The organism is Duganella paludis (genome assembly GCF_054461335.1).
On record NZ_CM136922.1, the window covers coordinates 1,537,101 to 1,549,768 of the forward strand.

The 12,668-nt window shown below is 64.3% G+C and carries 14 protein-coding genes; 3 read left to right on the forward strand and 11 right to left on the reverse strand.

Annotated elements, in window-relative coordinates:
- Positions 1-32: 32 nt before the first annotated feature.
- The 11 genes from flgL to flgB all read right to left on the reverse strand — a co-directional run bounded on the left by flgL (position 33) and on the right by flgB (position 10,894).
- A complete protein-coding gene (flgL, locus tag ACXZ1M_RS06895) occupies positions 33-1,295 on the reverse strand; it encodes a flagellar hook-associated protein FlgL (RefSeq protein WP_459052447.1) in 1,263 nt (420 codons plus the stop codon).
- Between the two features lie 17 nt (positions 1,296-1,312).
- Complete coding sequence (flgK, locus tag ACXZ1M_RS06900) at positions 1,313-3,271, reverse strand: flagellar hook-associated protein FlgK (protein ID WP_459052448.1); 1,959 nt, start codon at positions 3,269-3,271, stop codon at positions 1,313-1,315.
- 52 nt (positions 3,272-3,323) lie between these two features.
- Positions 3,324-4,298, reverse strand: coding sequence for a flagellar assembly peptidoglycan hydrolase FlgJ (gene flgJ / locus ACXZ1M_RS06905; RefSeq protein ID WP_459052449.1), 975 nt, complete (start codon positions 4,296-4,298; stop codon positions 3,324-3,326).
- Between the two features lie 12 nt (positions 4,299-4,310).
- Positions 4,311-5,444 (reverse strand): flagellar basal body P-ring protein FlgI, encoded by a 1,134-nt coding sequence (locus ACXZ1M_RS06910; RefSeq protein ID WP_459052450.1) that lies wholly within the window; start codon positions 5,442-5,444, stop codon positions 4,311-4,313.
- Positions 5,445-5,449: 5 nt separating this feature from the next.
- Complete coding sequence (locus tag ACXZ1M_RS06915; protein WP_459052451.1) at positions 5,450-6,106, reverse strand: flagellar basal body L-ring protein FlgH; 657 nt, start codon at positions 6,104-6,106, stop codon at positions 5,450-5,452.
- A 10-nt stretch (positions 6,107-6,116) separates the two neighbouring features.
- A complete protein-coding gene (gene flgG / locus ACXZ1M_RS06920; protein WP_459052452.1) occupies positions 6,117-6,908 on the reverse strand; it encodes a flagellar basal-body rod protein FlgG in 792 nt (263 codons plus the stop codon).
- Positions 6,909-6,974: 66 nt separating this feature from the next.
- A complete protein-coding gene (gene flgF / locus ACXZ1M_RS06925; protein ID WP_459052453.1) occupies positions 6,975-7,715 on the reverse strand; it encodes a flagellar basal-body rod protein FlgF in 741 nt (246 codons plus the stop codon).
- 11 nt (positions 7,716-7,726) lie between these two features.
- Positions 7,727-9,283 (reverse strand): flagellar hook protein FlgE, encoded by a 1,557-nt coding sequence (locus tag ACXZ1M_RS06930; RefSeq protein WP_459052454.1) that lies wholly within the window; start codon positions 9,281-9,283, stop codon positions 7,727-7,729.
- A gap of 51 nt (positions 9,284-9,334) precedes the next feature.
- Positions 9,335-10,033, reverse strand: coding sequence for a flagellar hook assembly protein FlgD (locus ACXZ1M_RS06935; RefSeq protein ID WP_459052455.1), 699 nt, complete (start codon positions 10,031-10,033; stop codon positions 9,335-9,337).
- A gap of 19 nt (positions 10,034-10,052) precedes the next feature.
- Positions 10,053-10,463, reverse strand: a complete 411-nt coding sequence (flgC, locus tag ACXZ1M_RS06940) for a flagellar basal body rod protein FlgC (protein WP_459052456.1) — start codon at positions 10,461-10,463, stop codon at positions 10,053-10,055.
- 2 nt (positions 10,464-10,465) lie between these two features.
- A complete protein-coding gene (flgB, locus tag ACXZ1M_RS06945) occupies positions 10,466-10,894 on the reverse strand; it encodes a flagellar basal body rod protein FlgB (protein WP_459052457.1) in 429 nt (142 codons plus the stop codon).
- A gap of 160 nt (positions 10,895-11,054) precedes the next feature.
- On the opposite strand from flgB, the gene flgA reads away from it, so the two are divergent.
- The 3 genes from flgA to ACXZ1M_RS06960 all read left to right on the forward strand — a co-directional run bounded on the left by flgA (position 11,055) and on the right by ACXZ1M_RS06960 (position 12,652).
- A complete protein-coding gene (flgA, locus tag ACXZ1M_RS06950; RefSeq protein WP_459052458.1) occupies positions 11,055-11,753 on the forward strand; it encodes a flagellar basal body P-ring formation chaperone FlgA in 699 nt (232 codons plus the stop codon).
- A 97-nt stretch (positions 11,754-11,850) separates the two neighbouring features.
- Positions 11,851-12,168 carry a flagellar biosynthesis anti-sigma factor FlgM gene (gene flgM, locus ACXZ1M_RS06955; RefSeq protein WP_373988525.1) on the forward strand — a complete coding sequence of 106 codons (318 nt, stop codon included), beginning with the start codon at positions 11,851-11,853 and terminating at the stop codon, positions 12,166-12,168.
- A gap of 7 nt (positions 12,169-12,175) precedes the next feature.
- The gene (locus ACXZ1M_RS06960) at positions 12,176-12,652 is read left to right on the forward strand and encodes a flagella synthesis protein FlgN (RefSeq protein ID WP_459052459.1); all 477 of its coding nucleotides are present in this window, start codon (positions 12,176-12,178) and stop codon (positions 12,650-12,652) included.
- The last annotated feature ends 16 nt before the right edge of the window (positions 12,653-12,668 follow it).

The window sequence follows — 12,668 nt, forward strand, 5'->3', positions numbered from 1 at the left end:
TCAGCTGGCCATTTTTTTGCGGCGGGAGAAAATTAGCTGATGTAGTTGAACAGCGATAGGCCCGACATCGTGGTGAAGGATTTCTGCGCGGCGGTGAGCGTGGTCTGCTGTTGGGTGAACAGCGAGATCGCCGCCGTGTAGTCGACGTCCTGCAGGTCCGACAGCGTGGTCGCATACTGCAGGCCCAAGTCGTCCCCCGAGCTGTCGAGGTAGTCCAGTTCCTTGAGCCGCGAGCCGACCGCCGCCTGCACCGACAGCACATTGTCGGTGGCGTTGTCGATGTTCACCTGCAACTGGTTGAGCTTGTTGCTCAGGCTGGCCTGGCCGGTGGCGCCATCGCCCGGCCCGCGCAGCGCGTCGATGAAGCCCTGCACCGTGGTGAAGATCGATTGCTTGGTCGACGGCTCGAGCGCGAAGTTGTCGCCGTCCGCCGGCTCGCCCTTGACGTCAAACTGCACGCCGTCGAAGCTGATGTTCTGGCCGCTGACATAGGACTGCGGCACCGCCGGCACCGGCGCCGGCGGCACCGGGTTGCCGGTGGTCAGGTCGGTCACCGTGTAGGTGGTTTGCTTGGGCACGCCCGGCGTCTCCGGCACCACCTGGAAGTCGATCTGATACTTGTGGCCGGTCAGCAGCGTGGCGTCCTTGACCGAGCCGGCGCTGATGATGCCGGTGCCGCCGCGGCCGTAGTTGGCGGCGTCCGGCGTGGTGACGAAGGTGCCGTTGCCGCTCGGGTTGCTTTCAAAGACCGAGGCGCCGGAGTCGGTGATCGGGATGGTGCGGGTCGAGCCGACCTGCAGCGAACGCTGGCCCTGGTCGCCCTGGTAGTCGGCGCCGGCGGCGGTTTTGGTGAACGGCAAGGTGGTCGACTTGTACCCGGCGAAGACGTAGCCGCCCACGCCGTCCGACGTGTTGGCCAGGCCCAGCAGGTCGGCCAGCCGCGCTTCCAGCTCGATCGCCACCGATTGGCGGTCCGACTGCGTGTACGAGCCGTTGCCGGCCTTGACCGCCAGGTCCTTGATGTCCTGCAGCAGCGAAGTGGTGCTGGCCAGCGCCGTGGTTTCGGTCGACAGCACCGCCTTGGCGTTGGCGCGGTTGGTCGCCAGCTGGGTGTTCAGCGATTGCGACTGCGTGACCTCCACCGCGCGCGCGGTGGCGATCGGATCGTCGGCGGCGGTGAGGTTCTTGCGGCCGGTGGACAGCTGCTGCTGTGTGCGCGACATGGCCGTCTGCAGCGAGGTAATCTGCGCCGAGCCGACGTCGTAAATGGTCCTGGTACTGATGCGCATCACCATGGTGCTACCCTATCTTTCTAGTTGCCCAGGCTGAGCAACGTGTCAAATAACTGGCTGGCCACTTGCATGACCTTGCCACTGGCCTGGTACGCTTGCTGATAGCGTAACAGGTTGGCCGCCTCTTCATCGAGGTTGACACCGGACACGCTCTGCTGCGCGCTGGTGGCCTGCTTGACGGCGGCGTCGGCGGCCGTGCCGCTGATCTGCGACTCGCGCGCCTTGGTGCCGACGAAGTTGACCATCTGGGCGTAGGTGGTCTGGAACGTGGCCTTGCCGTTGTCCAAAATATTTTTCGTCTGCAAACCCGCCAGCAAGGCGCCGTTGCGGCTGTCGCCCACGCCGCTGGTGTTGGGGCCGACCGTGAAGGTGTCGAGGTCGGCCGGCGTGCCGCTGATGGCGAAGTTGACGCCGCCGAAACTGATGTTGGCGCCGTCCGTGTACGGCACCGGCGTGCCGGCCGGATACACGGTGGCCGTGCCGTTGGCCGTGACCGTCACGTCCTGCCCGGCCGGGAAGCCGGAGAAGGTGCCGGTCGCCTTGTCGAAGGTCAGCGTGGCCGGCGCGGTCAAGGCGTTGCCTGGCGTCAGGTAATTCTGGTCGACCGTGCCGGCCGAAATCTTGCCGTTGCCGGCGTTGGCGGTCGGCGCGGCGGTGGCGATCGGCGCCGCCAGCGCGATCTTGTCGCGGTCCTTGATGGCCACCGAGAAATCGGTGGCGGCGTTGTAGGTCGGCCGCACCAGGAAGTTGTCGTTCTGCTGCGGCGTGCCGCTGATGCTGTAGGCCACGCCGTCGATCACCTGCGGCGTGGTCTGCGGGAAGGGATTGATCTGGGTGATCTGGCCGTCGCTCTTGCGCGTGACGTTGAAATTGGTGCCGTCGAAATCGACGCTGTAGTCGCTGGCGGTCAGCGCGCTGGCGTCGGTCACCACCGCCGTCACTTCGGCTGTGCTGGCCTGCGAATTGCGGCTGCTGGTGCCGACATAGGCCTGGATCGGGTTGAAGAAATTCTGGCCGAGGGCGCCGTTCTCATCCTGGCCCAGCACGTGCTGGGCGTTGAAGGCGGTGGCCAGGCCGGCGGCGATCTGGCCCAGCGAATTCTGTGCGCGGTCCATGGCGCCGTTGCGGAACTCCATCAGGCCGCCCAGCTGGCCGCCGGTGAACACCTGGTCCGGCAATTCGCTGAAGGCGCCCGAGGAAGTGGCGTAGCCGATGGTCACGCGGCTGACGTCGGTCGGCGAAGTGGACGTGGCCAGCTGGAAAGCCTTGTTGGCCACCACCAGCGGCTGGCCGGTGCCGAACGAGACGTTCAGCATATTGTTGTCGCCCGGGACCACGGTGACCTTGACCAGCTTGTTGAGCTCGGTCAGCATCTGGTCGCGCTTGTCGAGCAGGTCGTTCGGCGCGGCGGTGCTGGTGGTCAGGCCGGCGATGGTCAGGTTGATGTCGGCCAACTGCTGCGCGTAGGCATTGATCTCGCCGACGTTGGACTTGATCTGGTTGTTGACGCCGAAGGCGATCTCGTTCAGGCGCGCGCTCATGCCCTGGAAGCGCGAGGCCAGCGATTCGGCGTTCGACAGCAGCGACTGGCGTGCGGCGGCCGAGGCCGGGCTGGCGGTGGCGTTCTGCACGCCGTTGAAGAAGTCCTGCAGCGCCGGCGACAGGCCGGCCGTGGTGTCGGCCAGCAGGTTGTCGATCTGGCTGATCTGCGAGCTGTAAGCGTCCAGCGAGGCCTGGTTGGACTCGGCGTTGCGCAGCGAGGTGGCCAGAAAGTTGTCGTAGTAGCGGCGCACGGCCTGGATCTCCGTCCCCGAGCCGACATAGCCGAAGCCCTGGTACTGGGTGCCGGTGTCGCCCTGGATCGCCACTTGGCGGTTGTAGCCGGCCGTGTTGGCGTTGGTGATATTGTTGCCGGTAGTCGACAACCCTACCTGGGCTGCCAACAAGCCGCTTTTACCGATGCTGAGGAGACTGGACATAATATTTTTACTCTATATGTGAGTGGTAACGGCAGCTACCGGGAAAACTTGACTATCCTGCCAGCGAGCGCTTGATGATGCTGGTCAGTTTGCTGGCGTAATGCGGGTCGGTGGCGTAGCCGGCCTTCTGCAAGCCTTGGGCAAAACTGCTGGCGTCGCCCGCGCTGGCCAATACTTTTTCGTAACGTGGATTGCTGGCCAACAAGCGCGCGTAATCCTTGAAGCTGTCGGCATAGCTGTCGTAGGCGCGGAAGCGCTCGACCTTGGTCTGCGCCTTGCCGTTGACGTACTCGGTGGTGGTGGCCTCGACCACCTTGCCCTTCCAGTCGCTGGTGGCCTTGATACCGAACAGGTTGTTGCTGTTGCTGCCGTCGCGGCCCTTGATCTCGCGCTTGCCCCAGCCCGATTCCAGCGCGGCCTGGCCCAGCATGAACTTGGCCGGAATACCGGTGGCCTTGCTGGCCTCCTCGGCGTGGGCCGACAGCTTTTCCTGGAAGCTGCGCACGTGCGGCGCCTGCGAACCTTTGTTGGTGCTGGCGGCGCCATCGACGCGGCTGGTGCTGCTGGCGGCGGTCGCGGCCGCATTGCCACCGGCGGCGGCAATCGCACGCTGCAGCTTGGCGTCCATCAGGCTGGCCGCACCGGCAAAGCTGCCGGCGTTGCTGGCGCTGCTGGCGTCGCCCGCTCCGCCGATGCCGAGCGCGGCCGCGTCGGTCTTGGCCGACAACTGGCGCACCAGCATGTCGGCCAGGCCGATGCCCTTCTTGGCGATGTTCTGGCTGGTCTGCTGGTCGAGCATGGTGGTGAACATCTTGCTCTGCTGGCTGTCCATCATGCCGTCCTGCGGCGTGGCTTCGCGCATGCTCTTGAGCATCATGTTGACGAACATGGCCTCGAACTGCGTGGCCGCCGTCTTCAGCGCCTCCGGGCTGCCGGCGCGGGCCGACTGCTTGAGGCTGCCCATATCGCGCACATCGAGCGCGAGTTTGCCGTTGAGGTCGTTGGAGGTGGAAGTCTGGCTGGCCATGGTGGCACCCGCTTAAATGATTTCCAGTTCGGCGCGCAGCGAACCGGCGGCCTTCATGGCCTGCAAAATGGACAGCAAGTCCTGCGGCGTGGCGCCGATGGCGTTGAGCGCCTTGACCACTTCGGCCAGCGAAGCGCCGCCCTTGACCATCATCACCTTGCCGCCGTCGGCCTTGATGCCGACCTGCGGATTTTGCGTGACGACGGTGCGGCCGCCCGACAGCGGATTAGGCTGGCTGACCTGCGTGTCGGCGTTGACCGATACTGACAGATTACCGTGGGAAATGGCGCACGTCTCCAGCGTGACGGCGCGGTTCATCACCACCGAACCGGTGCGCGCGTTCATGATGACCTTGGCGGCCTGCTCGGCCGGATTGACCTGCATGTCCTGCAGCGTGCCGATGAAGCTCACGCGCTGGTCGCTGCCGCTGGGCGCCTGCACCCGGATCACGCGGCTGTCGAGCGCGTAGGCGATGCCGGCGCCGTACTTGTCGTTGATCGCTTCGACCATGCGGCTGGCGGTGGCGAAGTCGGCATTGTTGAGTTCCAGCTTGATGATGTTGTTCTCGCCCAGGTTGCTGGCCACCGCGCGTTCCACCGTGGCGCCGCCCGAGATCTTGCCCACGCTCAGGTGGTTGACGGTCAGCGAGCTGCCGCCACCGCCAGCGCCGCCGGCCTGCACGCCGACGCCGCCCACCAGCACATTGCCCTGGGCCATGCCGTAGACCTGGCCGTCCGCGCCTTTCAGCGGCGTCATCAGCAGCGTGCCGCCGCGCAGGCTCTTGGCGTTGCCCATCGACGAGACCGTGATGTCCAGCGTCTGGCCCGGCTGCGAGAACGGCGGCAGCGAGGCCGTCACCATCACCGCCGCCACGTTTTTCAATTGCAGCTGCGAACCGCCCTGCGGCAGGTTCACGCCCAGCTGTTGCAGCATCGAGATCACGCTCTGCACCGTGAACGGGGTTTGCGTGGTCTGGTCGCCGCTGCCGTCCAGGCCCACCACCAGGCCGTAGCCGATCAATTGGTTGTGACGCACGCCGGCGATGCTGGCCAGGTCCTTGATGCGCTCGGCGCCGGCATGCGGCGCCAGAAGTGTCAATGTGGCGGACAGGCAGACCAGCGCGGCGGCTTTGAGGGTAGTTTTCATGATGGTCAGAACGGCAGCAGGCTTTGGAAGAAGCGCGACGCCATCGACGACAGCTCGGCGCGGTCGATCTGGTTGGCGGTGCGGTACTCGACGCGGGCGTCGGCCACGGCGGTCGACTGCACGGTGTTGCCGGTGGCGATGCTGTCCGGATTGATCATGCCGGAGAAGCGGATGTATTCGGTACCCTTGTTCATGCCGATCTGCTTTTCGCCGGCCACGATCAGGTTGCCGTTGCTCAGCACCTCGACCACGGTCACGCCCATGGTGCCGGTGAAGGCGTTGCTGGCGGTCTGGTTGTCGCCGTCGGAATACGAACTATCGCTGCCGACCGTGAGCGGATTGCCGAAGGTGCTTTGCAGGCCCTTCGGCAAGGTGGCGCTGACCTTGCCGGTCTTGTTGCCCGCACTGGTGCCGGCCTTGTTGGCCGAGGTGCGCTCGGTGATCACCAGGGTCAGCACATCGCCCACGTGGCGCGCGCGGCGGTCTTCGAACACCGGACGGAAGGCGGCCGGCTGGTAGATGGCGCCGTTGTTGGGCACGGCCTGCAGCTGTTCGCTGGTCAGCGGGCGCGCGGTCATCGGCGAATTCACGATGGAGGTCGGCGCGGTCTGGCAGGCGCTCAGCAGCACGGTGGCGGCAAGAATGATGGTGAAGGATTTCATGATCAGGTCCTTACATCTGCGACAGCTTCTGCAGCATCTGGTCCGAGGTGGTGATGGCCTTGGAATTGATTTCGTAGGCGCGCTGGGTCTGGATCATATTTACCATCTCCTCCACCACGTTGACGTTCGAGGTTTCGACATAGCCCTGCAGGATGGTGCCGGTGCCGTTGCTGCCCGGCGTGTTCTGCTGCGGCGCGCCGGAGGCGGTGGTTTCCACGTACAGGTTCTCGCCCTTCGATTCCAGCCCGGTCGGGTTGATAAAGGTGGCCAGCTGCAGGCTGCCCAACTGCTGGGTGCTGGTGGCGCCGTTGCCGTTGGCGACGTTGACCGAAACGGTGCCGTCGCGGCCGACGGTGATGGACTGGGCGGTGATCGGGATGGTGATGGCCGGTTGCAGCACGAAGCCTTCCGAGGTCACCATCTGGCCGTTGTTGTCGCGCTGGAAGGAGCCGTCGCGGGTGTAGGCGGTGGTGCCATCAGGCAGCAGCACGGTGAAGAAACCGCTGCCGTTGACCATGATGTCTTTATCGTTGCCGGTCGACTGCGGATTGCCCTGGGTGTGGATGCGCTCGACGGCCACGGTGCGCACGCCGGTGCCGAGCTGCAGGCCGGACGGCAGATTGGTCTGCTGCGACGATTGCGCGCCCGGCTGGCGGATATTCTGGTACAGCAGATCTTCGAAGACGGCGCGCGACTTCTTGAAACCGTTGGTGCTGACGTTGGCCAGATTGTGGGACGTGACGTCCATCTGCGTCTGCTGCGCTTCCATGCCAGTCTTGGCGATCCATAACGAACGTATCATGATGCTTCTCCCGATGCCGGATGAACAATGAGCTCATCCCATGCAAGCATTATGCGGGAGAGGTCATCAACTCAAAGCGAGGATCTGGGTGGCTTTTGCGGCGTTATTCTCGGCATTCTTCATCAGGCTCATTTGCATTTCAAACTGCCTTGCCAAGCTGATCATGTTGACCATGGAATCGACCGGGCTGACGTTGCTGCCCTCCAGCGCGCCATCCACCACGCGCACGGTGGCGTCGTTCTGGGCCGGCGTGCCGTCGGCCTGGCGGAACAGGCCGTCGTCGCCGCGCAGCAGGTTCTTCGTGTCCGGATTGACCAGCTTGATACGCCCCAGCGTGTTGGACGGCCCCGGCTGGAAATCGTTGGCGATCACGCTGATGGTGCCGTCGCTGGCGATGGTCACGTTGGTGTCCGGCGGCACCGTGATCGGGCCGCCGTCGCCGATCACGGTCTGGCCGGAGCTGGTTTGCAGGATGCCGTTCTCGGTCACCTTCAGGCTGCCGTTGCGGGTGTAGGCTTCCGAACCGTCGGCCGACTGCACCGCGATCCAGCCCTGGTCGCGGATGGCGATGTCGAGCGCGCGGCCGGTGGTTTCGATCGGACCGGCACGCCAGTCCGAGCCCACCGTGGAGTCGGTCACGAAGGCGCGCGTGGGCAAGCCCTCGGACACCACCGGCACCGCCCGGAACGTATCGAGCTGGGCGCGGAAGCCGGTGGTGGTGGCGTTGGCCAGGTTGTTCGACACGGTGGCTTGCTGCTCCATCACGTGCCGGGCACCGGTCATCGCGGTATAGACGAGGCGGTCCATGATTTACCTCATTAACGCAGGTTCACCAGCGTCTGCAGGATCGAGTCCTCGGTCTTGATGGTCTGCGCATTGGCCTGGTAGACGCGCTGCGCGGTGATCATGTTGACCAGCTCGGCCGTCAGGTCGGTGTTCGAGGTTTCCACCGCGCTGGAGCGCAGCTGACCCATCGAACCGGCGTTCGGCGTGCCGATGGTTGGTGGACCCGAGCTCGAGCTTTCGGCCCAGGCGTTGTTGCCCAGTGGCGTCAGGCCGTCCACGCTGGCGAAGTTGGCCATGGCGATCTGGCCCATGGCGCGCGATTTGCCGTTGCTGTACTGGCCCAGGATCACGCCGTTCTCGTCGATCGAGTAACGCTGCCAGGAACCGGCCGAGTAACCGTTCTGGACCGAGCCCAGGTCGTTGGTCACGCTGCCATACTGGGTGGTCTTGTCGAAGGTGGTGGCGACCGTCATCGGCACTATTGCGCCGGTGTCCGGGAAGATCGGCAACTGGATCTGGAACGGCAGCGTTTGCGGCACCGGCAACAGGGCCATGGCTTGCGGGTCGAGCGCGCCGCTCTTGGTGAACAGCAGCGTGCCGACCTTGACCGCCGGCACGGTGATGGCCGCGCCCAGCAGGGCGTTGATCTGGTCCGGGGTCTTGCCGGTGATCGAACCGCTCGGCACCGGGTCGAGCGCGGTGTAGGCGGCCGTCAGGGCATCAAGCTGGGCCTGGGTGGCGGCGGCCGGCGGCACCGAGGCGGCCGTCAGCATGGCGTTGTAGGCGGCGGTGGCGTAGTTGGCGGCCGCGATGGCGATGTCGGCCGGCACCGGCGGCGTGGCTTTCACCAGGTCGTTGTAGGCGGTGCGGGCATCGATGGTCGGCTGGTCGGTGGCCACCGTGGCGGCCACGCTGGCCGAGACGATTTCCTTGTTGTCGGCGGCGGCGTACACGTCCCAGGTGTTGGCGTCGGTCTTGACGTAGTAGGTCGTCATGATGTGCGCGGTGCCCAGGCTGTCGTACACGTTCAGCACGGTCTGCTTGTTGTAGCTGGTCGGATCATTGGCGTCGAACGGATTGGTCGCCGGCACCTTTTCCGCCGAGCTCAGGTTGAGCTGGAAGTTCGCTTCGGTGGTTTGCACCGGCGTCAGGTCGGACTTGTCCAGGGTCAACGGCACCGGCGAACCGAGCTGGATCACGCCGGCGGTGTTGGACAGGTAGCCGGTCAGCTGCGCGCCCTGCGCGTTGACGAGGGTATGGCTGGCATCCTCGTGGAACTGGCCGTTGCGCGAGTACTGCACGGCGCCGTTGACCACCAGGCGGAAGAAGCCGCCGCCGTTGATCGCCACGTCCAGCGGGTTGCTGCTCGACTCCAGGTTACCCTGGGTGAATTGCTGCGCCAGCTTGGAAACCGACACGCCGATACCGGCGTTGTTGCCCGACACGCCGTTGAGCGAGTTGGCGTACAGGTCGGCGAACTGCGCCTGCGAACTCTTGAAGCCCACGGTGCTGGCGTTGGCAATGTTGTTGCCGATGACATCCAGCGATTTGGATGCGGCATTCAGGCCGCTCAGTCCTTGTTGGAACATGCTATTCCCCTATGAGGTGTGACTTGTTGGTGCTACTTGAACAATCTGCGCTTACAAAACTTCTTTCACATCGCTCATGGCGAAATGCCCGAGCGAGGTATTCAATTTGACGCCGCCACTGCCGGTCGACACGCTGGCGACCGCCGCCAGTTGCAGCGGCGTGGAGGTGACCTTGTTGCCGGCGTTGGTGGCGCTGACGGTGAAGGTGTAGCTGCCGGCGTCGGCCACGGTCTTGTCGTCCTTGGTGCCGTCCCAGGTGACCGGGTAAGTGCCGGCCTCGGCATTGGTCATGCTCATGGTGCGCACGGTCTTGCCGGCCTTGTCCTTGATTTCGATCGACACCGCCTGCGAGTCCGAGGCCAGGTCGATACCGAACACGCTGGACTTGGTGACCTTGCCGTCGTCGCCGGTCACGCTGTTGAGCTCGATGCCCTTGCCTTCCACCAGCACGCCCTTGCCGATCAGGTTGATCGCGGCCGAGGATTGCGAGGTGGTGATGTCGCTGCGCAGCGACTCCAGCGTGGCGTTGACCTTGTTGATGCCGGTCACGGTCGACAGCTGGGCCAGCTGGCTGGTCATGGCCGCGTTGTCCATCGGATTGAGCGGGTCCTGGTTCTGCAGCTGGGTCACCAGCAGCTTCATGAACTTGTCCTGGTCCGCCTGCACGCTGGTGGTGTCGGTGGTGGTCTTGGTCGCTACCGTGTTGGTGGCCGCCGCCTTGGGCGTATCGATAATGCCGCTAATAGCCATGATGATCTCGTTCTATTGTTTAGTTTTGACCGATGGTCAGGGTTTTCAACAGCAGGGTTTTGGCCGCGTTCATGGTCTCGACGTTGGTCTGGTAGGAGCGCGAAGCCGACAGCATGTTGACCATCTCGTCGACCACGTTCACGTTGGGCATGGTCACATAGCCGTTTTCGTCGGCCGCCGGATGCTTGGGGTCGTACATCATTTTCATCGGCGACTGGTCTTCCACCACCTGTTTGACGCGCACCCCGGTCGAGGTGCCGCCGTTGGTCGGCGTGGTCGCCTCGAACACCACCTGGCGCGCGCGGTAGGCTTCACCGCTGGCGCTGGTGGCGCTGTCGGCATTGGCCAGGTTGGAGGCCACCACGTTCAGGCGCTGCGCCTGCGCGCTCATGGCCGAACCCGAGACATCGAAGATTTTAAAGAGCGACATGATTAGTTCCCTGACTGTAGCGCCGCCAGCATCGACTTGATCTGGCCGTTGATGGCGGTGATCCCGGCTTCGTAACGAATGGCGTTGTCGGCGAACTGGTTGCGCTCGACGTCCATGTCGACCGTGTTGCCGTCGACCGCGCCCTGCACCACGCCGCGGTATAGCAGCGGCGTGCCGTCGGCCAGCGTACCGGCGTCTTGCAGGGGGTTGGGGTAATGCCTGGCGGCGGTGGTGTTCAGCGTCTGCTGGGCATTCGGGTTGTTCTTGTCGAGCGCCGACTTCAAGGCGCTGCTGAAGTCGATATCGCGCGCCTTGTAGTTCGGGGTGTCCGCATTGGCAATATTGGAAGCGAGCACGGTCTGGCGCGCCGAACGCAGGCTCAGCGCCGTTTCATTGAAGCTCAGGTAATTGTCTAGTTTGCTGCCGAGCATGATGCGCTCCTCTTCCACATTGGTGACAGGTTCGATGATACGGAGTTGCCACTTGTCACCATCGGCCAATAAGCCCCGGTTTTCCCATCCTATTCAAGGCTTCAAGTCCAGGCCGCCGGACTATGATGGCCACATTGAAGGGGAACCGACTATGCTCACCATGAAATCACGCTTATTGATTACCGCCGCCCTGCTCGGCGCCGCGCTGTGCAACGGCGCCGCCGCACAGGCCGGCCGCCAGGACATCGCCGCGCTCAAGGGCACGGTCGAGCAATTCCTGCAGGTGCAGGCCGGCGGCCTGCCCGGTCAAGTCACGATCACCGTGGGCGCCGTCGATCCGCGCCTGAACCTGGCCGCCTGCCCGGCGCCGCAAGCTTTCTTCATGCCCGGCGCGCGCGCTTGGGGCAAGACCTCGGTCGGCGTGCGCTGTGCGACGCCATCGGCCTGGACGGTATATATTCAAGCCAGCGTGACGGTGATCGGCGACTACGTCGCCAGCGCCGCGCCGCTGGTGCAGGGCCAACCCATCGACGCCGGCCAGCTGACCATCCTCAAGGGCGATTTGACAACATTGCCTGCAGGGATAGCCACCGACGTCAGCCAGGTGATCGGCCGCAGCGCCAATGTTTCGTTGCCGCCAGGAACTCCCTTGCGGCTTGATACCTTGCGCAGCAAGCCGGTGGTGCAATCCGGACAACTGGTGCGCCTGGTATCGACCGGCAACGGCTTCAGCGTATCGGCCGAGGCGCGCGCCATGAGCACGGCCGGCGACGGCCAGGTGGTGCAGGTGAAAACCGCCGCCGGCCAGCAAATCACCGGCATCGCCAAGAGCGGCGGACTGGTGGAGGTGGCTTTTTGAGCGAGCTGCACCACGGACCCGCTAAAGTTTACGGCCAGGCCGCCGTTACCGACTCAGATCCCGGAGTTTCGTACTCCTAGCTGAGAAGGAAATTGCTGTGAAAATTAATGACACTTTAAAGAGCACGCCAGGCTTGCCGTCGACGCCTGCGGCCACCTCCTCCACCGCGCGCGGCGCGGAGAAGGCGGCGGAAACCGCAGCGACGAATGTCGCCTCGGACAATGTGCGCCTGTCGCCGCAAGGCCAGGCGATGGCGGCCAGTTCTGCCGGCGGCGCCAATGCCGTGTTCGACACCAAAAAAGTCGAACGCATCAAATTGGCGATAGCCGACGGCCAGTTCCAGGTCAACTCGGAAAAAGTAGCGGATGGCTTGCTCGACACGGTCAAGGATCTGCTGCACTCACGAAAACGATAGGATAATCATGACCACCGTCACCCCGCTGAACAGCCTGCGCGAAGAAGAGCAAATCATGTCCACCTTGTTGGACTTGCTGCGCCAGGAACAGCAACTGCTGGTGACGGCGGAAATCGAAGGCCTGCCGGCCATCACCACCCGCAAGACCGCGCTGGTCACGCAAATGACCCTGTTGTCGGCGCAACGTCACCGTTCATTGGGCAAATGTGGTTTCCCCGCCGAGGAAGCCGGCATGGATGCGTGGATCGCCGCCAGCGGTGTAGCACGCGAGGAATCGGCCGGCCTGTGGCAGGCGCTGCTGCAGCATACGCGTGCAGCCAAGGAGCTGAACCGCGTCAATGGCATGTTGATCAACAAGCAGATGGGCCACACCCAGGGCGCGCTGCAGGCGCTGCGTCCGCCGGGCGGATCGGCCAACAACTTCTATGGCCCGGGCGGCATCTCGACCTCCCTGCCGCGCAGCCGCGGCTTCCTGGCCGGCTAAGACCTCCCCGCAAATT